Annotated in this window: 16 protein-coding genes; 10 read left to right on the forward strand and 6 right to left on the reverse strand. The window is 72.5% G+C overall.

The window, feature by feature from the left end; translation table 11 throughout:
* Positions 1 to 92: 92 nt before the first annotated feature.
* The 5 genes from ACNF49_RS44755 to ACNF49_RS44775 form a co-directional block, all read right to left on the reverse strand.
* A complete protein-coding gene (locus ACNF49_RS44755; protein ID WP_357978889.1) occupies positions 93 to 2045 on the reverse strand; it encodes an ABC transporter ATP-binding protein in 1953 nt (650 codons plus the stop codon).
* Entirely contained in the window at positions 2042 to 3778 is a 1737-nt protein-coding gene (locus ACNF49_RS44760; protein ID WP_482941526.1) for an ABC transporter ATP-binding protein, read from the reverse strand. The genes ACNF49_RS44755 and ACNF49_RS44760 overlap by 4 nt, the downstream gene beginning before the upstream one ends.
* Positions 3778 to 4401, reverse strand: a complete 624-nt coding sequence (locus tag ACNF49_RS44765; protein ID WP_357978893.1) for a TetR/AcrR family transcriptional regulator — start codon at positions 4399 to 4401, stop codon at positions 3778 to 3780. The genes ACNF49_RS44760 and ACNF49_RS44765 overlap by 1 nt, the downstream gene beginning before the upstream one ends.
* Before the next feature lie 69 nt (positions 4402 to 4470).
* Positions 4471 to 6198 (reverse strand): MFS transporter, encoded by a 1728-nt coding sequence (locus tag ACNF49_RS44770; RefSeq protein ID WP_482941527.1) that lies wholly within the window; start codon positions 6196 to 6198, stop codon positions 4471 to 4473.
* Positions 6199 to 6330: 132 nt separating this feature from the next.
* Entirely contained in the window at positions 6331 to 6633 is a 303-nt protein-coding gene (locus tag ACNF49_RS44775; RefSeq protein WP_357978896.1) for a 4a-hydroxytetrahydrobiopterin dehydratase, read from the reverse strand.
* Between the two features lie 114 nt (positions 6634 to 6747).
* On the opposite strand from ACNF49_RS44775, the gene ACNF49_RS44780 reads away from it, so the two are divergent.
* The 8 genes from ACNF49_RS44780 (at position 6748) to ACNF49_RS44815 (ending at position 17943) form a co-directional block, all read left to right on the forward strand.
* A complete protein-coding gene (locus ACNF49_RS44780; protein WP_482941528.1) occupies positions 6748 to 7884 on the forward strand; it encodes an FAD-dependent oxidoreductase in 1137 nt (378 codons plus the stop codon).
* A gap of 228 nt (positions 7885 to 8112) precedes the next feature.
* Positions 8113 to 9219 (forward strand): NAD(P)/FAD-dependent oxidoreductase, encoded by a 1107-nt coding sequence (locus tag ACNF49_RS44785; RefSeq protein ID WP_357978900.1) that lies wholly within the window; start codon positions 8113 to 8115, stop codon positions 9217 to 9219.
* A 70-nt stretch (positions 9220 to 9289) separates the two neighbouring features.
* The gene (locus ACNF49_RS44790) at positions 9290 to 12328 is read left to right on the forward strand and encodes a non-ribosomal peptide synthetase (RefSeq protein WP_482941529.1); all 3039 of its coding nucleotides are present in this window, start codon (positions 9290 to 9292) and stop codon (positions 12326 to 12328) included.
* A gap of 16 nt (positions 12329 to 12344) precedes the next feature.
* Positions 12345 to 13328, forward strand: a complete 984-nt coding sequence (locus tag ACNF49_RS44795) for an aldo/keto reductase (protein ID WP_357978904.1) — start codon at positions 12345 to 12347, stop codon at positions 13326 to 13328.
* Positions 13325 to 14047 (forward strand): sulfotransferase-like domain-containing protein, encoded by a 723-nt coding sequence (locus ACNF49_RS44800; protein ID WP_357978906.1) that lies wholly within the window; start codon positions 13325 to 13327, stop codon positions 14045 to 14047. Before ACNF49_RS44795 ends, ACNF49_RS44800 begins: the two co-directional genes overlap by 4 nt.
* A 9-nt stretch (positions 14048 to 14056) precedes the next feature.
* On the forward strand, positions 14057 to 14896 hold the full coding sequence (locus ACNF49_RS44805; protein WP_482941530.1) for a family 3 encapsulin nanocompartment shell protein: 840 nt from the start codon (positions 14057 to 14059) through the stop codon (positions 14894 to 14896).
* A 115-nt stretch (positions 14897 to 15011) separates the two neighbouring features.
* A complete protein-coding gene (locus ACNF49_RS44810) occupies positions 15012 to 16559 on the forward strand; it encodes an AMP-binding protein (RefSeq protein ID WP_357978911.1) in 1548 nt (515 codons plus the stop codon).
* Between the two features lies 1 nt (position 16560).
* Positions 16561 to 17943, forward strand: a complete 1383-nt coding sequence (locus tag ACNF49_RS44815) for a DHA2 family efflux MFS transporter permease subunit (protein ID WP_482941531.1) — start codon at positions 16561 to 16563, stop codon at positions 17941 to 17943.
* Positions 17944 to 17976: 33 nt separating this feature from the next.
* Here ACNF49_RS44815 and ACNF49_RS44820 read toward each other — a convergent pair whose 3' ends face one another.
* A complete protein-coding gene (locus ACNF49_RS44820) occupies positions 17977 to 18615 on the reverse strand; it encodes a GntR family transcriptional regulator (protein WP_482941532.1) in 639 nt (212 codons plus the stop codon).
* A gap of 18 nt (positions 18616 to 18633) precedes the next feature.
* Here ACNF49_RS44820 and aceE point away from each other — a divergent pair, with 18 nt between their 5' ends.
* Together aceE and ACNF49_RS44830 are read left to right on the forward strand one after the other, a co-directional pair.
* The gene (gene aceE, locus ACNF49_RS44825) at positions 18634 to 21081 is read left to right on the forward strand and encodes a pyruvate dehydrogenase (acetyl-transferring), homodimeric type (RefSeq protein WP_482941533.1); all 2448 of its coding nucleotides are present in this window, start codon (positions 18634 to 18636) and stop codon (positions 21079 to 21081) included.
* A gap of 102 nt (positions 21082 to 21183) precedes the next feature.
* Positions 21184 to 22539 (forward strand): sensor histidine kinase, encoded by a 1356-nt coding sequence (locus ACNF49_RS44830; RefSeq protein WP_482941534.1) that lies wholly within the window; start codon positions 21184 to 21186, stop codon positions 22537 to 22539.
* Positions 22540 to 22638 lie beyond the last annotated feature (99 nt).

A 22638-nucleotide genomic window follows, 5' to 3' on the forward strand; every position in this document is an offset into this window, starting at 1 on the left:
CCGGGCACTTCGCTTTTTGGTCAGAACGCCGCTGACCAGGAGATAGTCCGGCCGTCAATGACGGCAAAAGCAAAGGCCCGGGAGAATGGCGGTCAGTCCACCTCGACGGCGGCCTGGGCGAACTGGGCGGAGTAGAGGCGGGCGTAGGCGCCGTCCGCCTCCAGGAGGGCTTCGTGGGTGCCCTGCTCGACGATACGGCCCTCCTCCATGACCAGAATGAGGCTGGCGTCGCGGATCGTGGACAGGCGGTGGGCGATCACGAAGCTGGTCCGGCCCTCGCGCAGCGAGCTCATCGCCCGCTGGATGAGCACCTCGGTACGGGTGTCGACCGAGCTGGTGGCCTCGTCCAGGATGAGGATCGCCGGCTCGGACAGGAACGCGCGGGCGATCGTGATGAGCTGCTTCTCACCCGCGCTGACCGTGGCGCCCTCCTCGTCGATCACCGTGTCGTAGCCGTCGGGCAGCGTGTGGGCGATGCGGTCGACGTGGGCGGCGCGGGCGGCGGCCTCGATGCGCTCACGGGTGGCGCCCTCGGCCCCGTAGCCGATGTTCTCGGCGATCGTGCCGCCGAACAGCCAGGTGTCCTGGAGCACCATGCCGATGTCGGCGCGCAGCTCCTCCCTGGACATCTGGGCCGTGTCGACGCCGTCGAGGGTGATGCGGCCGCCGGTCACCTCGTAGAAGCGCATGATGAGGTTGACCAGGGTCGTCTTGCCCGCTCCCGTGGGGCCGACGATGGCCACGGTCTGGCCGGGCTCCACGGTCAGCGACAGGTCCTCGATCAGCGGCCGGTCGGGGGCGTAGCGGAAGGAGACGTTCTCGAACGCCACCCGCCCCCGCAGCTCGGCGGGACGGGCGGGCTCGGCCGGCTCGGCCGACTGCTCGGGCGCCTCCAGCAGCTCGAAGACCCGCTCGGCCGAGGCGATGCCCGACTGGACGAGGTTCGCCATGCCGGCCACCTGGGTCAGCGGCTGGCTGAACTGCCGGGAGTACTGGATGAACGCCTGCACGTCGCCCAGCGAGATCGAGCCCGACGCCACCTTGAACCCGCCCACGACGGCGACCAGCACGTAGTTGACGTTGCCGATGAACATCATCGCCGGCTGGATGACGCCGGAGATGAACTGGGCGCGGAAGCTGGAGGCGTACAGGGCCTGGTTGTGCTCCTCGAAGGTGGCGGCGGCCTCCTGCTGGCGGCCGAAGACCTTGACCAGGGTGTGGCCGCCGTACATCTCCTCGATGTGGCCGTTGAGCTTGCCGGTGGACGACCACTGCTTGACGAACTGCGGCTGCGACCGCTTGCCGACGACGGTGGTGACGTAGACCGACACGGGCACCGTGACCAGGGCGATGAGCGCCAGGATCGGCGAGATCCAGAACATCACCACCAGCACGCCCACGACGGTCAGCACCGAGGAGATGAGCTGGCTCATGGTCTGCTGGAGGGTCTGGGCGATGTTGTCGGTGTCGTTGGTGGCGCGGCTGAGGATCTCGCCGCGCGGCTGGCCGTCGAAGTAGCTGAGCGGCAGCCGCGCCAGCTTGGCCTCGATCCGCTCGCGCAGCCGCGACGCCGCCCGCTGGACGATGGTCGTCGTGAGCCGGAACTGCGCGATGCCGAGCAGCGCCGCCACCACGTAGATGGCCAGCACCCAGCCCAGGACGTGGGCCAGGCCGGTGAAGTCGATGCCCCGGCCGGGCACGACGGTCATCGAGGCCACCATGTCGGCGAAGTTGTCCTCGCCCCTGGCGCGCAGGCCCGCCACGGCCTGCTCCTTGGTGAGCCCGGCGGGCAGCCGGGCGCCGATGATGCCGGAGAAGATCAGGTCGGTGGCGTGGCCGAGGATCTTGGGCCCGGTGACGGTGAGCGCGACGCTGGCCGTGCCGAGCGCCAGCACGACGCCGAGCATCGCGCGTTCGGGCCGCAGCAGGCGCAGCAGCTTGCGCAGCGTGCCGCCGAAGTCGAGCGCCTTCTCGGCCGGCCCGGACATCATCCTGGCCGGTCCGAAGCCGGGCTGCGGGCGGCGCGCGGGAGCCTGGGCGGTCATGCCGCGGCCTCCTGTTCGGTGAGCTGGGACAGCACGATCTCGCGGTAGGTCGGGCAGGACTCCATGAGCTCGGCGTGGTCGCCGCTGCCCACCACCCGTCCCTCGTCGAGCACGAGGATGAGGTCGGCGTCGCGGATCGTGTTCACCCGCTGGGCGACGATGACGATCGTGGCGTCGGTGATCTCCTCGGCCAGGGCGGCCCGCAGGCGGGCGTCGGTGACGTAGTCGAGGGCGGAGAAGGAGTCGTCGAACAGGTAGATCTCGGGCCGGTGCACGAGGGTCCTGGCGATGGCCAGGCGCTGGCGCTGGCCGCCGGAGACGTTCGTGCCGCCCTGGGAGATCGGCTCGTCCAGGCCGCCGGGCATCGCCTCGACGAACTCGCGGGCCTGGGCGATCTCCAGGGCCCGCCACAGCTCCTCGTCGGTGGCGCCGGGGCGGCCGTAGCGCAGGTTGGAGGCCACGGTGCCGGAGAACAAATAGGGCGACTGCGGGACCAGGCCGACCGCGCGGGACAGCGCCGCCGGGTCGAGGTCGCGCACGTTGACGCCGTCCACCAGCACGTCGCCGGCGGTCGCGTCGAACAGCCGCGGGACGAGGTTGAGCAGCGTGGTCTTGCCGCTGCCGGTGCTGCCGATGATCGCGGTGGTCCGGCCCGGCCGCGCGGCGAAGCTCACCCCGCACAACACCGGGTCCTCGGCGCCCGGGTAACGGAAGTCGACGGACCGCAGCTCCAGCTCGCCCCGGTGGCCGTCGGGGGTGACGGGGTCCGCGGGCGGGTGGACGGACAGGTCGGTGCCCAGCACGTCCTCGATGCGCTCGGCGCAGACCTCGGCGCGCGGGATCATCATGAACATGAACATGGCCATCATCACCGACATCAGGATCTGCATCAGGTAGGAGATGACCGCGGTCAGCGCGCCGACCTGCATGGTGCCGTCGGCGATGCGGTGGCCGCCGAACCAGATGACGGCGACGCTGGAGACGTTCACGACCAGCATGACCGAGGGGAACATCAGCGCCATCAGCCGGCCGACCCGCAGCGAGACGTCGGTGAGCCGGTCGTTGGCCACGCCGAAGCGCTCGCGCTCGTGCCGGTCGCGGACGAACGCCCGGATGACCCGGATGCCGGTGATCTGCTCGCGCAGCACCTGGTTGATCCGGTCGATGCGCTCCTGCATGGTGCGGAACAGCGGGCGCATCCGCCAGACGACCAGGCCGACGATGACGATCATCACCGGCAGCACGACGAGCAGCAGCGACGACAGAGTGGTGTCCTGGCGCAGCGCCAGCACGATGCCGCCGACGCACATGATCGGCGCGGCCACCATCATCGTGAACGTCATCAGCACGAGCAGCTGCACCTGCTGCACGTCGTTGGTGGTCCGGGTGATCAGCGACGGCGCCCCGAACCTGTTCACCTCCTGCGCCGAGAAGCCCTGCACGCGGTGGAAGATCGCGGCGCGCAGGTCGCGGCCCAGGGCCATCGACGTCCTGGCGCCGTAGTAGACGGCCACGATCGAGCAGACGATCTGGACGAACGTCACGCCGAGCATCACCAGCCCGACGCGCATGATGTAGCCGGTGTCACCGGTGATGACGCCGTGGTCGATGATGTCGGCGTTGAGTGTGGGGAGATAGAGCGTGGCCAGTGTCTGCACGAACTGGAAGAGGACCACGAGGGTGATCTCCTTCCCGTACGGCCTGAGCTGGACCCGCAGCAGGCGTAGCAGCATCAACGGACGCTTTCTGTGGTGGGGGTGCGGGCGGAGGGCAACAGCAGCCCGTCGAGCAGGACCGAGACGGTCTCCTCGTCGTCCATGTCGCCGAAGTCGGCCGACAGGCCGAACCCGCGGTGGACGCTGACCGTGACGAGCATGATCAGCAGGTGCGCCGTGGCCATGGGCGAGCGGCGCAGGCGGTCGCGGTCGGGCTCGACGAGAGCGGCGAGAGCGGCGGTGATGCGGGCGCGGTGATCCATCAGGCGCTCGCGGAACTCGGTGTCCTCGGCCATCAGCTCGCGGGGCGCGGTGAAGAGGTTGGCGTTGGCGGTCATGCCGGCCCGCAGCAGCGCCACCGCCTCACGCAGCCGGACCCGCAGGTCGGACGTCGTGCCGATGGCGGTGAGCGCGTCCTCGGCCGGGCGGGCGTCGAACACGCTCATCAGCGCCGCGCGCAGCAGCGTGGCCTTGTCGGGGAAGACGCCGAAGATCGTGCCCTCGGCCACGCCCGCGGCCTCGGCGATCTGGCGGGTGCTGACGGCGGTGCCGTGCGCGCGCAGCAGGGGGATGGTGGCCTCGATGAGGGCGGCACGGCGGTCTTCGGGCGCCATGGCGGGCACCCGTCGCCTTCTGGTCATGCGGACGAGCGTAATGAGTGAGTACTCGCTCGTTCAAATCATTATTTGCCGGACATGTGGATCGGCAGGTCAGCCCGCCTTGTCGTCGGCCAGGTTCTTGAGCCACACGCCGGCGCCCCGCATGAGCACGTCCAGCTCACGGCGGAGCTCGGCGTTCTCGCGGCGCAGCCAGAGCAGCTCGTCCCGCTCCGCCAGGGAGAGCACGCCGGTCTCCACCGGCTGGGCCGGCCGCGGGTGGTGGCGGCCTTCCGGGGCGGGGTCGGGCGAGCGGAACGCGTCCTCCCAGGGGCCGAGGGCGGCGGACCGGGCGGCGTCGAGGGCCGCCGGAACCGGACCGGCCACCGGCTCAGGGATGGGGACGGGCGCGGGGGTCTCGGCGGGCGCCGGGGCCGGCGCGGCGGCGGGCGTGGGCTTGGGCAGCGTCAGGGTGACCAGCGCGGCGGCCAGCGCCACGCCGCAGCCGATCAGCAGGGCGGTGCGGAAGCCGGTCTCCGAGGGCAGCGTGTGGCCGCCGACCGTCACGGTGAGCTGGGCCAGGACGACGCCGACCACGGCGGCGCAGACCGAGGTGCCGATGGAGCGCATCAGGGTGTTGAAGCTGTTGGCGGAGGCGGTCTCGCTCCTCGGGACCGCGCCCATGATGAGGGCGGGCATCGCGCCGTACGCCAGGCCGACCCCCGCGCTGCCGACGCAACCGGCGATCATCAGGCCCCAGCTCCAGCCCATCAGGCCGAGCGCGGCCCCGTAGCCGGCGGCGATGACCAGCGCGCCGACGAACAGGCTTGTCTTGGGGCCGCGGGCGGCCGACAGGCGGGCGCCGAGCGAGGAGACCGCCATCATCATCAGCCCGGACGGCGCCATCCAGAGCCCGGCGGCCAGCATCGACTGGCCCAGGCCGTGGCCGAGCGCCGCGGGCAGCTGCAGGATCTGCATGAGGACCAGCGACTGGGCGTACATGGCGAAGCCGACGAGGATCGAGGCCACGTTGGTGAGCAGCACCTGGGGGCGGGCGGTGGTGCGCAGGTCCACGAGGGGGTCGCGGACGCGCAGCTCCCACAGCGCCCACAGCAGGGCGAGCACCACCGCGCCGCCGAGCAGCCCGAGGGTGGTGCCGCTCGACCAGCCCCAGTCGCCGCCCTTCGACACGCCGAGCAGCAGGCAGACCAGCGCCGCGCCCAGGCCGAACGCGCCGACCAGGTCGAGCCGGCCCCGGGCGGCGGCGGTGGGCGTGGCCGGGACCAGCAGCCAGATCAGCACCGCGACCAGCGCGCTCAGCGCGGCCGAGCCCCAGAACAGCACCCGCCAGTCGGCGTACTCGGCGACCGCGGCCGAGATCGGCAGCCCGAGCGCGCCGCCGATGCCCATGGACGAGCTCATCAGCGCGATGGCCGGGCCGACCCGCTGGGGCGGCAGCAGGTCGCGCAGCGCGCTGACGCCGAGCGGGATCATGCCGACGCCCAGCCCCTGGAGGCCGCGTCCGGCGATCATGGGGATCAGGGAGCCGGACAGCGCGCACACCACCGACCCGGCGATGAGCGGCAACGAGCAGACGAGCATCATGGTGCGCTTGCCGTAGAGGTCGCCGAGCTTGCCGATCACGGGGGTGGCGACCGCGCCGACCAGCAGCGTCACGGTGATCACCCATGACGTGTCGGCGGCACTGGCCCGCAGCAGCCGCGGCAGCTCGCCGATGAGCGGCACCACCAGCGTCTGCATGAGCGAGCCGACGATGCCGGCCACCGCGAGCACGCTGACGATCCCGCCGCCGGAGCGCGGGCCGGGCGCGGAATGCACCATTTATCCCCCTATTGTCCGAATGCACCCTACACAGGATGTGCTCCCTGCACAACCTGTGCGTCCTGCACATCGGATCGGTCGCGGAAAGGGGGCCGCGCGGCGAACTCCGTCGCGACGCGGGCCGCCGGAAGGTCAGCCGCGGTCGCGGGCGCCGCCGTCGAGGACCTGGTCGATGTGGGCGGCGAGCTCGACGTCGCGCTCGGTGACCCCGCCGGCCTCGCCGGTCGAGAGCCGGAAGCGGATGCCCTCCGCCGTGCGCTCGATCTCGGCCTGGTGCCCCAGCGTGGCGCCCTCGTTGTGCACCGCCTCGCTCAGCCAGCCGTAGCTGTCCGGCGTGATCGGCACGTCCTTGACCAGGGCGTCGCCGTCCCGCCGCCAGCCCTCCAGCGCCACCAGGGCGGTGTCGATGTCCTCATCGGTCAGGCGCTCGGCCATGTTGCCCCCAAAGTCGTCGGCTTCCCGAGGCTCGGCTACCACCGATGGGCCGCTTCACACCCGCCATATCCCTCTATAACGTGTAGTACTACGATTCGTAGAGGGGGCTGTCGCATGCGGGTACTGGTGGCGGGGGCGGGGATCAGCGGGCTGGCGGTCGCGCGCGGCCTGGTCGCGGACGGCCACGAGGTCGTCGTGCTGGAGGAGGCGGACGGGCTGCGCCTCGGCGGCGGCGCGATCACGCTGTGGTGCAACGGGACGGCGATCGTCGGCGACCTCGGCGTGGACCTGGCCGGCACCGGCCGGCGGCTGTCCACGTTATCCGTGCGCACGGCCCGGGGCCGCCGGATCATGGAGGTGGACCTGGAGTCCCTGACGGCCCGCTTCGGCTCGGCCCCCAGGGTGATCCCGCGCGGCTCGCTGATCAGGCTCCTGGCCGCCGGCCTCCCGGAGGGCGCCGTCCGGTTCGGGGCGGGCGTGCGGGAGGTGGAGGCCGGCCGCGACGGCGTGCGCGTGCGCACCGCGGCGGGCGCCGAGCACGAGGCCGACCTCCTGGTCGGCGCCGACGGCGTGCGCTCACGGGTCCGCGCGCTCGTGCTGGGCGACGTCCCCGCGACGCCGACGGGCGCGGCGATCTGGCAGGGCCTGACGCCCGCCCCCTTCGACCCCGGCCCGACCACGACGCTGATGATCGGGCGGCAGGGCGACTTCGGTTTCATGGGCGCGGGCGACGGGCTCATGCAGTGGTTCTTCGAGCAGTCCTGGTCGCCGGCCGACCCGCCGGCGGACAAGCCGGTGGAGATGTTGCGCCGCCGGTACGCCGGCTGGGGCGCACCGGTCGCACGGGTGCTGGACTCGCTGGCCGACGGCGACGTCGAGCTGTTCCCGCACGCCCGGCACCGGGTCCCGCGCCGCTGGGGCGCGGGCCGGTGCGTGCTGCTCGGCGACGCGGCGCACGCGATGCCGCCGGTCGGGGCGCACGGCACCAACCAGGCACTCGAGGACGTGGCCGCGCTGACCGCCTGCCTGCGGGCCGCACCGGACCCGGCGGCGGTCGTGGACGCGTACTCGGCGCGGCGCAGGCGGCGGGCGGCCCGCGCCTCGGCGGTCGCCGCGAACCTGCTCGCCGTGTCGGGCCCGAGGACCCTCATGCAGAGCGAGCCCCTGATGCGGCTGATGGCCGCCGTCCCGCCCCGCCTGGCGGCGCCCGGTTTCGGACGCCTGCTGCGCGCGCTCAGCGACCGGATCTGACACTCGGAGCGCACGCCTGCGCCGTTTCTGACATAGGGGTTGACGCCGCCGGGACGCCCGGACACCGCCGCCGAGCCTGTGACAGGCCGCTAATCACAAGATCGTTTATATAAATGCTTGAATTACAGCATTTACGACCTGACTTACTACCTATTTCGGGCAAGTCATTTCTGTCAGGACGTACAAACTGTTTGCCGAAACACGGTGAAATGTGATCAGTTTACGGACGTGAGAGATTTTCTCATTATCGGGGGCGGCGTCGCGGGCGCCTGCGCGGGGTTCTTCCTCGCCGGGTCAGGCACCGTGACCCTGCTCGAAGCCGAGCAGGTCACCGGCCACCACTCGACCGGACGGTCGGCGGCGCTCTTCTCGGAGTACTTCGGCAACCGGCCCGTCCGGGCTCTCACGGCGGCGAGCAGGCACTTCCTCGCCGCGCCCCCGCCGGGTTTCGCCGACGTCCCGCTGCTGAGCCCGCGCGGCGTGCTCGCGCTGTGCCCGCACGGCGGCGAGAAGCTGTTCGACGAGGTGCTGGCAGAAGGACGGCGGGCCCCGGCACCGGCCGTGGAGATAGACCCCGCCGAGGCCCCGGCGCACTGCCCGATCCTGCGTCCTGGCCGGTTCAGCAGGGCGATGCTCAAGCCCGGCGCGATGGACATCGACGTCGACGCCCTCCACCAGGGCTTCCTGCGCGGCATCAAGGCCCGGGGCGGGCAGGTGGTCACCTCGGCCCGGGTCCGGGCGCTGTCGCGCACGGCCGGCGTCTGGCGGGCGGTCACCGACGCGGGCGAGCACGCCGCGCCGACCCTGGTCAACGCGGCCGGGGCGTGGGCCGACGAGGTCGCCGGGCTGGCCGGGGTGCGTCCGGTGGGGCTGCGCCCGCTGCGCAGGACCGCCTTCCTGGTGGACCTGCCCGAGGGGACGGACGCCCGGTCCTGGCCGATGGTCACCGACGTGGCGGACACGTTCTACTTCAAGCCCGAGTCCGGGCGGCTGCTGGTCTCCCCCGCCGACGCCACGCCCGTCCCGCCCTGCGACGCCCGCCCCGACGACCTGGACGTCGCCGTCGGCGTGCGGCGCGTCCAGGAGGCCACGACGCTGGAGATCCGCAGCGTCCGGCACGCCTGGGCCGGGCTGCGCAGCGAGGTGGCCGACGGGACGCCGGTGATCGGGCCGGCGCCCGACGACCCGGGGTTCGTCTGGCTGGCCGCCCTGGGCGGCTACGGGGTCCAGACGTCGCCCGAGGCGGGCCGGATCGCCGCCGCCGCGGCGATCGGCGGGGCCGCCGACCCGGCGTACGCGCCGGGCCGGCTCTGGAACGACTTGGAACGCCTATGAGGAAGGCGACGGGGGCGTGTGGGGCAAGGGGGCCGGTCGCCGTTCGTACATTCCTGACAGAGAGGTGGAGATGACCGGCAACACCCGCGGCTTCACCGGCCGGGCGGTCGACTTCGGCCCGTTCCGTCCCGTCCCGGCGTTGATCGAGGAGCAGACCGACCGGTGCCCCGAGCGGCCGGCGGTCACCTACGACGGCAGGACCCTCACCTACAGGCAACTGGACGACCTGGTCAACGGCCTGGCGGCGACGCTGGCCGGGCACGGCGTGGGCAAGGGCGACGTGGTCGCGGCCCTGCTGGTCAACTCGCTGGAACTGCCGGTCGCGTACCTGGCGCTGATGAAGCTGGGCGCGGCGTTCGTGCCGCTCGACCCGTCGTGGCCGGTCGAGCGCGTGCGCGACACGCTGGACGTGCTGCCGGACGGGCCGATCCTGTGCGCGGGCGGCGAACCGCTGCCGCCGGGCGCGGCCGATCGGGCGGTCACCGTCGGGATCGACACGATCGTCCCGACCTCCGAACGCCCGGCGGTCGACCTGGGCCCGGACGACCTGGCGTACGGCTACTTCACCTCCGGCACCACCGGCACCCCCAAGTGCGCGATGAACCGGCACGGCGGCCTGGCCAACCGGCTGCGCTTCATGACCCGCTACTTCGCCGCGACCGGCGACGACGTCGTGCTGCAGAACAGCAGGCACACCTCCGACTCCGCGCTGTGGCAGCTGTTCTGGCCGCTGACCACCGGCGGGCGCACCGTGCTGCCCGTGCAGGGCGACTTCCTCAACCTCCGGCACACCATCGACCTGATCGCCCGGTACGGCATCACCACCGCCGACTTCGTCTCCAGCGTCTTCAACGCCCTGGTCGCCATCGTGGACGGTGACGCCGCCGCCCTGGCCGCGCTGTCGTCCCTGCGCCGGCTCGTCGTCGGCAGCGAGGCGGTCAGCCCGCGCGCGGTGCACCGCCTGATGGCCCTGCTGCCCGGCCTCGACCTGACCAACGGCTACGGCCCGACCGAGGCGTCGATCGGGATGGTCTTCCACCGGGTGTCGGCGGCCGACGGCGACGCGGTCCCGCTGGGCCGCCCGATCGACAACTGCTACGCGGTCGTGGTGGACGACGACCTGCGCCCGGTCCCGCCCGGCACGACCGGCGAGATCGCGATCGGCGGCGTCTGCCTGGGCGCGGGCTACCTGGGCGACCCGGCCGGGACGGCCAGGGCGTTCGTCGGCAACCCGTTCCCGGACGAGATCCCGGGCGAGCGCCTCTACCTCACGGGCGACCTCGGCCACCTGGACGACGACGGCCGCCTGTTCTTCGCCGGCCGCAAGGACTTCCAGGTCAAGATCCACGGCGTGCGCATCGAGCTGGGCGAGATCGCCGCGGCGGCCCAGCGCTGCCCCGGCGTGCTGCAGGCCGAGGTCCTGGTGGCCGAGCAGGCGGGCGTCAAGGCGCTGGCGCTGTTCGCCTCCGGCAGGGGCCTGACCGAGGCCGCACTGGCCGCCGAGCTGCGCCGCACGCTGCCGCGGACCAGCGTCCCCCGCTACTTCTTCCCGCTGGCCGAGATGCCGCTGCACGACAACGGCAAGGTGGACCGCGGCCGGCTCCAGGAGATCCTCGACGGCCGGCTGGCCGAGGACACCGCGCTGCTGGCCGAGAGCGCGCCGACCGCGTGCCTGGGCGACCAGGTGCTGCGGGCGATGCGCTCGGCGCTGGGCTGGCCGGGCCTGACCGCCGAGACGCACTTCGCCGAGTCGGGCGGCGACTCCATCCAGGCCCTGTCCGTGGTCCACATGATCACCGCCGAGACCGGCGTGCGCGTGGACGTCAAGGACCTGTACGACCACCCGACGGCCGGCGCGCTGGCCCTGCTGATCGAGCGGCGGCGGCAGGACCACGAGGCGATCGAGGAGGAGTCGGTGCTGATGGCGCGCGACTCCGTGGTGCCCGACGGGGAGCCCATCCGGCGGGCGTCCAGGCCGGAGCGGCTGCGTACGGTGCTGGTCACCGGGGCCACCGGGTTCGTCGGCAGCCGCCTGGTGCACGAGCTGCTGGGCCGCGGCGGGCTGCGGGTCTGCTGCCTGGCGCGGGCGGCCGACGACGAGGCGGCCACGGCCCGGGTCGTGGCGGCGCTCGCCGAGCGGGGGTTGTGGGAGCCGCGCTTCGCCGACCGGCTGGAGGGCTACGCGGGCGACCTCGCCTTACCCGGCCTCGGGCTGGACGGCTCCACCTGGGAGCATCTGGCCCGAGCCTGCGACCTGGTGCTGCACAACGGCGCGATGGTGAACTTCCTGTTCGACTACCGCGCCCACCGTCAGGCCAACGTGCGCGGCACGATCGAGCTGGTGCGGCTGGCGATGGCCCACCATCCGGTGCCGCTGCACTACGTCTCGACGCTGGGCGCCTTGCAGACGGAGGCGCTCCACAGGGGCGAGCGCGTCCCGGAGGACTGCGACCCGGCGCTGGCCAGGCCGCCGGGCGGCGGCTACAGCCGGTCCAAGTGGATCGCCGAGCGCTACCTGGCCGAGGCCCGGCGCCGGGGCGCGCTGGTGACCGTGCTGCGGCTGGGCGAGATCATGCCGAGCGCCGACAACGGCTATCCGAACCCGGTCGCCTTCACCCACCTGCTGCTGTCGGCGTTCCTGCGGCTCGGCGTGCGTCCCGACGTCGCCACGCGCACCGACTACACCCCGGTCGACTACGTCGCCGCGCGGGTCGGGGCGGCCGTGGCCGACCCCGAGGTCTGGGGCCGTACGCTGCACGTCTTCCGCGCCGAGAGCGTCAGCATCGACGACGTGCCGGCCCGGGCGGGCGTGCCGGTCACGCCGATCCCGTGCGGCGACTTCGCGCGGCTCGTCCGCGAGACCGGCCGGGCGAGCGGGGACCGCGAGCTGATCACGCTCGCCTCCCTGCTGCCCGCCGCGGCGGACGAGGAGGAGCTGCGCCGGGCGTTCGGCGGGCTGCTCACCGACAACCCCGCGCTGTTCCGCAAGGACGAGTGCCACAGGCTCGAACAGCGATGGCGGCTCGGCGAGGGCACCCTCGACGGCCCGATCGCCGCCTATCACGCCCGGCTGGCGGCCACGGCCGGGCAGCGGGTGCCCACCGGTTGATCAGGAAAGGTCAGGAATGCGCTACCGCAAGATGGGAAACCTCGGCTGGGAGGTCAGCGAGGTCGGATACGGCATGTGGGGCATCGGCGGCGGCCCCGGCGGCTTCACCGGCTGGGACTACGACGTCGCCCCCCGGTGCCTCGACGAGGCCGTCGAACTGGGCTGCACCTTCTTCGACACCGCCTGGGTCTACGGCCGCGGCGTCAGCGAGCAGCTGCTCGGCGCGCTGCTGCGCCGCCACTCCGGCCACCGGCTGTACGTGGCCACGAAGATCCCGCCGAAGAACCGCGAATGGCCCCCTGGACCGGACGACACCCTCGACGACGCCTACCCCGCCGAGCACATCCGCGAGTACACCCACCGCAGCCTGGACAACCTGGGCGTCTCGCGCATCGACCTCATGCAGTTCCACACCTGGGAGGACCGCTGGGCCCGTGACGAGCGGTGGCAGGAGGCGATCAGGGACCTCAAGAGCGAGGGCCTGATCGACGCGGTCGGCATCAGCGTCAACCGGTGGGAGCCGGCCAACTGCCTCGCCGCGCTCGACACCGGCCTGATCGACGTCATCCAGGTGATCTACAACATCTTCGACCAGGCGCCCGAGGACGAGCTGTTCGACCGGGCGCTGCGCGAGGGCGTGGGCATCATCGCCCGCGTGCCGTTCGACGAGGGCACCCTCACCGGCACACTGACCGCGGACAGCACGTGGCCGCCGGAGGACTGGCGCAGCACGTACTTCGGGCCGGAGAACCTGGGGCCGAGCGTCGAGCGGGCCGAACGGCTCAAGGCGGCGCTCCCGGAGGGGCTCTCGCTGCCGGAGGTCGCGCTGCGGTTCGTCCTGCACCACCCGGCGGTCAGCACGGTGATCCCGGGGATGCGCAGGCCGGCGCACGTGCGGGCCAACCTCGGCGTCTCCGACGGGCGGCCGCTCGACCCCGGCCTGCTGAGCGAGCTGCGGCGGCACCGCTGGGACCGGGTGCCGGCGTGGTGGTCGGGGTGAGCCGGCCGCTGGTCGCCATGTGGGCGCACTCGCGCTCGGCCTCGACCGCGTTCCTGCGCATGATGATCGAGCGGGGCGACGTGGCCGTGCTGCACGAGCCCTTCCTGGCGCTGACCGAGGAGGGCTCGCTGACGCTGCCGTCGCCGGACGGCGGCCAGGTGACGGCCCGCTCGGAGAAGGACCTGCTGGTGCGGCTGGCCGAGCTGGCGCGGGCGCGGCCGGTGTTCGTCAAGGAGGTGCTCGACTACGAGTACCCGCACCTGTTCAAGCATCCGGAGGACCTGGCGGGGATCGTCCACACGTTCATCGTGCGCGACCCGCGGCCGACCATCGCCTCGCACTACGCGATCAAGCCGGCGGTGACCTGCGACGAGATCGGCTACGAGCGGCTGTTCCTGCTGCACGAGCTGGTCCGGGAGGCCACCGGCCGGCGGCCGCTGGTGATCCGCACCGAACGGCTGATCCGCGAGCCGGCGGCGGTCGTCGAGGAGTTCTGCGCCTACACCGGCCTGCCCTTCCTGCCCGGCTCGCTGACCTGGGCCGCCGGTGACCGCCCGGAGTGGGGACGGACCCGCCGCTGGCACCTGGACGCGAGCGGCAGCGCCGGGTTCGAGGACCGCGGCAACGTCTACGCCGCGACCGTGGACAACCATCCCGCCCTGCGGGCCTTCTACGACCACCATCTCCCCTTCTACCAGCGCCTCGTCCAGGACGAATAGGGAGTATCCATGTCAGAGTCACCGGGCCGGCTGTTCGCGCGGGCCTACGCCGAGGACCCCGCCCACGCGGAAGTGACCTTCGACTACACCATCACCGAGGCGCACGAGCCGACCAAGGACCGGCCCCGCCTGACCGTGCGCAACCTGCTCAGGGTCGTCCCCGTCGAGGGCGACCGGGCCCGGTTCTGGACGGAGTCGCCGCCCGGCGAGGAGGAGCGGCGGACCGTTCGCGACTCGGACGTGCGGCGCGAGGCGGCCTTCAGGTTCGGCATGTCGGAGGCCAAGGTGCATCCGATCCAGGCGTGGGTGCAGATCCCCGACGGCCTGGCCGCGGACCCGGACGCCCTGGCCACCTTCCTCGACTACCGCCTCCTGGTACGGCTGGCCACGGCCGAGAACCTGGCCCTGACCACCGCCCTGCTCGGCCATCCGGAGATCGCCCGCCTGCCGTACGACGACTACGTCCATGGCGTGCTGTCGGCCTGCGACGAGATCGAGCAGTCGGGCGCGACCCCGCACGCGATGATCGTCAACCCGCGCGACTACTACCACCGGCTGATCGGCCGGGGCGGGCTGCTGGCCGAGCTGGCCGAGGGCAACGGCATGAAGGTCAGCCGCAACCGGTGGGTCGCCCCCGGGGACGCCCTGGTCGGCGACATCTCCGTGGCGGCCAGGCTGCTGGACGCGCGCCGCTCGGTGATCCGGGTGGCCGAGCCGCCGCCCGGCACGTTCGCCCGGCCGGGCGTGGCCGTCTGCGCGGAGGTGTACGAGGGCGTCGCGGTGCATCTGCCGGGACTGTTCTACCTGGTCACCCCTGCCGGGGAAAACACAGTATTTCCCACTTCCTAGCAATCGAGTAGAACGAGAACGACGAAAGGCGGTGACCGTGCCGGACACGAGCCAGGAATACCGGCGCAACGGTTGGTGGCGCGACGAGACCTTTCTGGACGACTTACGCCGCAACATGACTGCGTCTCCCGACAAGGCAGCACTGATCAGCCGGCGCGTCGCCGACGGTGTCACCGACGTCGTCACGTATGCCGAGCTGGGCGCGATGACCGACCGCATCGCGCACGGCCTGGTCCGGCTGGGCGTGCGGCCGGGCGACTTCGTCGCCATCCAGCTCCCCAACCGCAGGGAGACGCTGCCCCTCGCGCTGGCGTGCATGAGGATCGGCGCGCGCATCGCCCCGCAGATGCCCATCTACCGGCACCGCGAGCTGGACTTCATGATCCGGCTGACCGAGGCGAAGCTGTTCGTCACCACGAGCCGGATCGGCCACCTGGACACGGCGGAGACGGGGATGACCCTGGCGCGGGAGATCCCGAGCCTGGAGCACGTGATCGTCGTCGGCGGCGGCGGCCCGCCCGGCTCGCTCGACTTCGACGAGCTGCTGCTCACCCCGGAACCGGGCGACCCGGCCGACATCGAGGGCCGCGAGCTGGGCCCCGACGACCCGTTCCTCATCCTGTTCACCTCGGGCACGACCGGCGAGCCCAAGGGCGCGCTGCACAGCCAGAACACCCTGTACGCCGACATCAAGGGCTACGGGGAGGCGTTCGGGCTGGACCCGAGCCTGGTCATCATGACGGCCCAGACGTCGATGCACTACGTCGGCCTGGTGATGGCGTACCTGACGGCGCTGACGCTGGGCGGCACCGCGGTCACGGCCGACGCCTGGGATCCAGGCGTCTACCTCGACCTGATGTCCGACCACGACGTCACCATGTACTACGGCTCGCCGCCGTTCGCCCGGGAGATCAGCGAGGAGCAGGCGGCCCGGCCGCGCAAGCTGCCCAGCCTGAGCGTCTTCGTCTCCGGCTCGGCCCCCGTCCCCCCGCACCTGGTGGAACGGGTCACCGAGACGCTCGGCGTGCGCGTGTACGCGCTGTGGGGCATGACCGAGAACGGCGGCGTCACCATGACCCGCCCGCAGGACCCGCCCGAGCGGGCCGGCGAGAGCGACGGCACGGTCATCTCCGGCATGGAGGTGCGCATCGTCGACGAGGAGAACAGGCCGGTCGAGAAGGGCGAGATCGGCGCGCTCCAGGTACGCGGCGCGGCCCAGTGCCTCGGCTACTACCTGCGCGACGAGATCTACGCCAAGTCGATCACCCCGGACGGCTGGTTCGACACCGGCGACCTGGCCCGCGACGACGGCTACGGCGGCGTGCGCATCTCCGGCAGGACCAAGGACGTCATCATCGCCAACATGTGCCTCAAGCTGCCGGTCAGCGACATCGAGGCGCTGCTCGGCCGGCATCCGGCGATCCGCGACATCGCCCTCATCGGCATCCCGGACCCGGCGCTGGTCGAGCTGGTGTGCGCCGTCGTCACGCCGTCGGGCGAGCCGCCCACGCTGGAGGAGCTGCGCGCCTACCTCAAGGAGGCCGGTGTGAACGACTGGTTCTGGCCCGAGCGCCTGGAGATCGTCGAGGAGATGCCGCGGACCGTCACCGGCAAGATCCGCAAGGTCGAGCTGCGGGAGCGGTTCGGCGCGGCGTCGGACTGAGGTGGCCGGTTCACGGGCACTCCCGCTCGCCGTCCTGTGCGGGAGCGCCTTCCTCGGCGCGATCGACGTGCAGCTCGCGAACATCGCCTTCCCCGACATCCTGCGCAGCTTCCCGGACAGCAGCCTGCCCGAGCTGTCGTGGGTGTTCAACGGCTACGCGATCGTGTTCACCGCGGCGCTGCTGCCGGCGGGCGGCCTGGCCGACCGGTTCGGCGCGCGGCGGGTGTTCCTGACCGGCCTCGCGGTGTTCGTGGTCGGCGCCGCCCTGTGCGCGGTGGCGCCGTCGGCGGGCGCGCTGATCGCCGCCCGGGTCGTGCAGGGCGTGGGCGGCGGGGTGATCACGCCGCTGACGCTCGCGCTGATCCTGCCGTACTACCCGCCGGAACGCCGGGGCACGGCGATCGGGCTGTGGAGCGCGGCGCAGTCGGTGGCGACGGCGTCGGGGCCCTCGCTCGGCGGCATGCTGGTCGGCGTCTGGGACTGGCGGACGGTGTTCTTCCTGCACCTGCCGGTCGGGGCGGCCGTGCTGGCGGGCGCCTGGCGGATAGTGCCCGGAGCGGCGGGCGAGGCGGCCACGTCCAGGCTGCCGGACATCGCCGGGCTGCTGCTGCTGGTGGGGGCCATCGGGCTGCCCTCGCTGGCGATCGTGCAGAGCGACGCGTGGGGGCCGGGCAGCCCCGGCACGATCGCGGCGCTGGTCGCGGGCGTCGTCGTGGCCGTGCTGTTCGTCCGGCGGGCGCGCACGCATCCCGCTCCGATCGTGGACCTGGGCGCGCTGCGGGCGCGCGGCACGCAGCGGGCCAACCTCGCGATGTTCCTGGTCGGGCTGGTGATGTTCGCGCTGCCGCTGGCCAACATCCTGTTCCTGACCGGGATCTGGGGGTACTCCGTGGCCGCCGCGGGGCTCGCCGTCACGCCGGGCGCGCTCGCCCAGGTGCTGACCGCGCCGCTCGCCGGGCGGCTGGCCGCCAGGACCGGCCATCGCCTGCTCGCCCTGTGCGGGGTGGCGCTGCTGGCCCTGTCCACGGCGTACCTGGCGTTCGCGACGGGGGGCGGGCCGGCGTACCTGACGGTGGTGCTGCCCGCCGTGGTGCTGTCGGGGGTCGCGGTGGCCGTGCTGATCACGTCGCTGAGCGGCGCGGCGGTGGCCGAGATCCCGCCCGCGCGGCTGGCCACCGGCACCGCCCTGTCGGTGACCTCGCGGGCCGTCGGGGCCGTCATCGGCGTCTCGGCGCTGGTGCTGGTGCTGTCGGGCGACCGGCTCGGGGCGGTCGGGGCGTACCAGGGGGTGTGGCTGACGATGCTGGGCCTGTGCGCGCTGGTCGCCGTCGCCGCCGCCGGCCTGCGCGCCCCGCGGGCCGAGCCCGCCGCGCGGCGCGCCTGACCGGCGTACGGCTGCAGGGGACGGGCTGTCGGGTCAGTCGGGCGCGTAGGCCAGGACGTGGTCGTGGAGCAGGCGGCCGACCTGCGGGTCGTCCCGCTCGAACGCCTCCACCAGAGGTTCGTGGTCGGCCGCGTTCTCGTGCGGCCGCATCCTGAACAGCCGGATCGACACGTGCGTCCAGACCTCGACGCCGAGCGACTCCCACACCGACACCAGCAGCGCGTTGCCCGAGGCCGCCACGATCTCCCGGTGGAAGGCGACGCCGTGGCGCACCTGGTCGTCGAGGGAGCCGGCGGCCGCGGCGGCGTGCAGGCGGCCCACGTGGGCGCGCAGCGCCGCCGCCGTAGGCCGGCCGAGGCGGGTGGCGGTCTCCTCCAGGCCGGCCCTGACCTGGTAGACCTCGCGCAGGTCGTCGAGGGTGAAGCCGCGGACCCGGGCGCCGCGGTTGGGCGCCGACTCGACCAGCCGGAGCGCCTCCAGCTCGCGCAGCGCCTCGCGTACGGGGGCCTGGCTGACCTGGAGCTCGGCGGCCAGGCGCCGCTCGACGATGCGCTCGCCGGGCTCCCACCGGCCGCTGATCAGGCCGTCGAGCAGCACTTTCCTGATCTCCTCGCGCAACGGCGGCCGCACCACGGGCTCCACAGATAATCCTTTCATCGGATGATCGATCATATGGTGTTTAATGGAAGCATGGAGAAAGATCTGGATCCTCAGGAGACCGCCGAATGGCTCGAATCGCTTGAGGCGGTCCGGCGGGCGGCCGGTCCTGATCGGGCCGATTACCTGCTGCGCAGGCTCGCCACGAGCACGCGCTATCTCAACACGGTGCCCACCGCCGAGGAGCCCGCCTACCCCGGCGACCTGGAGCTCGAAGAACGCGTCGCGGCCTACGACCGGTGGAACGCCGCCGTCATGGTCAGCCGGGGCAGCAAGCTCGGCCTCGGCGGCCACCTGGCCACCTACGCCTCGGCCGCCTGGCTGTACGAGGTCGGCTTCAACCACTTCTTCCACGGCACGGACGACCAGGTCTTCTTCCAGGGGCACGCCTCCCCCGGCATCTACGCGCGGGCGTTCCTCGAAGGGCGTCTGAGCGAGGAGCAGCTCGACCTGTTCCGGCGCGAGACGCAGGGCGGGCTGCCGTCGTACCCGCATCCCAGGGCGATGTCGGGCTTCTGGCAGTTCCCGACCGTGTCGATGGGCATCGGCCCGCTCAACGCGGTCTACCAGGCGCGCTTCAACCGCTACCTGCACAACCGCGGCATCAAGGACACCTCGCACAGCCATGTCTGGGCCTTCCTGGGCGACGGCGAGATGGACGAGCCGGAGTCCACGGCGGCGCTGACGCTGGCCGCCAGGGAGGGGCTGGACAACCTCACCTTCGTGATCAACTGTAACCTCCAGCGGCTCGACGGCCCGGTACGCGGCAACACCCGGATCGTGCAGGAGCTGGAGAGCGTCTTCAGGGGCGCGGGCTGGCACGTCGTCAAGTCGCTGTGGGGCGCCGAGTGGGACGGCCTGCTCGGCTCCGACGAGCTCGTGGCCAGACTCGGCGAGGTGCCGGACGGCCAGTTCCAGACGTTCGCCGCCGCCGACGGCGCCTACATCAGGCAGCACCTGTTCCAGGGGCTCGACGTGCCCCATTCCGACGACGACCTGCGGCGCATCGTCGGCGGCTCGCGGGCCGGGCACGAGCCGCGCAAGGTGTACGCCGCCTACCACCGGGCGCTCCAGAACCGGGGCGCGCCCACGGTGGTCCTCGTCCAGACGGTCAAGGGCTGGACGCTGGGCGCGGGCGTCGAGGCGCGCAACGCCAACCACCAGATGAAGAAGCTCACCCTCGACGAGTTCCGCGTCATGCGCGACCGGCTCGGCCTGCCCGTCCCCGACTCGGCGCTGGCCGGGGAGCTGCCGCCGTACCTGCACCCGGGGGCCGACTCGGCCGAGGCCAGGTACGTCGCCGAGCGCCGGCGGGAGCTGGGCGGCCCGATCCCCCACCGCACGGTCGCCGGCCGGCCGCTGCCACAGCCGGGCGAGCGGCCGTTCGCGGCCCTGGCCAAGGGCTCGACGCAGCAGGTGGCCACCACGATGGCGTTCGTCCGGCTGGTCAAGGACCTGATGAAGGAGCCGGAGACCGGGCGCCGCTGGGTGCCGATCGTGCCCGACGAGGCCAGGACGTTCGGCATGGAGTCGCTGTTCCCCACGGCGAAGATCTACTCGCCGCTCGGCCAGCGGTACGAGTCCGTCGACCGGGAGCTGCTGCTGGCGTACAAGGAGGCGGTGGACGGGCAGATCCTCATCGAGGGCATCACCGAGGCCGGGTCGATGGCCTCCTTCACCGCGGCGGCCACCAGCTACGCCACCCACGGCGAGCCGATGGTGCCGTTCTACATCTTCTACTCGATGTTCGGCTGGCAGCGGACCGGCGACCAGATGTGGGCCCTGGCCGACCAGCTCGGCCGCGGGTTCCTGATCGGCGCGACCGCCGGCCGCACCACCATGACGGGCGAGGGCCTGCAGCACGCCGACGGCCACTCCCAGCTCCTGGCCTCGGCCAACCCCGCCTGCCTGGCCTACGACCCGGCCTTCGCCTACGAGGTCGGCGTCATCGTCCGCGACGGGCTCAGGCGCATGTACGGCGAGGCCGCCGAGGACGTGTTCTACTACCTGACCCTCTACAACGAGCCGCTGCCCCAGCCCGCGATGCCCGAGGGCGTCGAGGAGGGCATCGTCAAGGGCATCTACCGCTACTCCGCCGGCGGCGGGGCCGCGCACCTGCTGGCCAGCGGCACCGCGATCCACTGGGCGCTGGAGGCCCAGCGGCTGCTGGCCGAGGAGTACGGGCTGGGCGTGGACGTCTGGTCGGTCACCTCGTGGAGCGAGCTGCGGCGCGAGGCCATGTCGGCGACCGGGGTGCCGTACCTGCGGCAGGCGCTGGCCGGGACCGAGGGGCCGGTGATCGCGGTCAGCGACTGGATGCGGGCCGTGCCCGACCAGATCAGGCCGTGGATCGACCGGCCGTGGACCTCGCTCGGCACCGACGGGTTCGGGCTCTCCGACACCCGGGAGGCCGTGCGCAGGCACTTCGGGGTCGACCCGCGGTCGATCGCGGACGCCGTGCTGAAGGCGGTGGAGGAGTAGCAGCGGGGGTGACTCGTCCCGGCGTAACCGTATTTATCGAGGAATCTCCCTAAGTTAGGGCCTGGCGCACCAGCCGTGTTCTGCTGATCCCGGGGGAGACGGGTGAGAACACGGTTGCGCCGGTCGCTGCGTACGCGGCTGGCACTGCTCGCCGGCATCGCCATGTTGCTGCTGAACGTCGTCGTCAGCGGCTTCGTCATGTTCGGCATCCACGACGACGTCGCCGACGTGCGCGCCAGCGACGTGTCCGGGCGAGCCCTGCGCGTGCTCCTCATGGTCAAGCGCAACCAGTTGCCCCAGGTGCTGGAACCCCTCGGCCTCGACGGCATCCAGGTCGTCGACCCGGCCGGACAGGCCGTCGCCTGGACGCCCAACCTGGCCGGCGCCCCCCGCCAGACGGCCCATGTCCCCCGCGACCAGGCCAACTACGTCAGCAGGAGCTGCGACCTGCCGGCCTTTCCCGACCGGTGCGAGCTCGTGGTCGCCCTGCGCGCCTTCCAGCCCGAGGGCACCTGGATCATCTACGCCTTCGACCCCGCGGTCCCCTGGTACGTCAGCCCGCAGGTCGTGCTGTTCCAGATCGTGGTGTCGGCGCTGCTGGTCGGGCTGACCTTCTTCGGGGTGTCGCGGGTCGTGGCCAGGACGCTCGCCCCCGTCAGCAGCATCACCAAGCGGCTCGCCGAGATCACCGCGGACGGCGGCGGCCTGCGGGTGCCCGTCCCGGACACCGACGACGAGATCAGAGCCCTGGCCGAGACCGCCAACCAGACGCTGGAACGGCTGGAGACCGCGCGGGCGCGCCTGGAGGCCGCGATGGAGCAGCAGCGCAGGTTCGCCGGGGACGCCTCGCACGACCTGCGCAGCCCGATCACCGCCATGCGCGCGCAGATCGAGGAGGCCATGCTGCATCCGGAGGAGACCGACTGGCGGGAGACCAGCACCCAGGTGCTGGCCAGCCTCGACCGGCTGCAGGCCATCGTCACCGACCTGCTCACGCTGACCAAGCTGGACGCCGGGGCGCCGAGCGACCGCGAGCCGGTGAACCTCGGCGAGCTGGTCGCCGCCGAGACCGCCAGGCCGCGGGCCAGGCGCGTGGTCACCGGCCCTGACGAGGGCGTGGTCGTCATGGGCGACCGGCTGCAGCTCACCCGTCTGCTGACGAACCTGCTGGACAACGCCGAGCGGCACGCCGAGACGCAGGTCACCGTGACGGTCCGGGAGGAGGACGGCAGGGCCGTGCTGGAGGTCCTGGACGACGGCGGAGGCATCGAACCGGCCCAGCGCGAGCTCGTCTTCCAGCGCTTCACCCGCCTGGACGACTCCCGCAACCGCGACGCCGGCGGCACCGGCCTCGGGCTGCCGATCGCCCGCGAGATCGCGACGGCGCACCACGGCACGCTGACCATCGAGGACTCCCCCAAGGGCGCCCGCTTCGTCCTCCGCCTCCCCCTCGCCTGACGCCCTCCGCAGCAGGGGCGCGGGGTTCCTAGTGTTTGGTGTGGCCGCGGGCGCGGCCCTTGCCGTGTTTGGCCTTTGCGCCCTGATGGCCGACCTTGC

This window comes from Actinomadura sp. ATCC 39365, assembly GCF_054392275.1.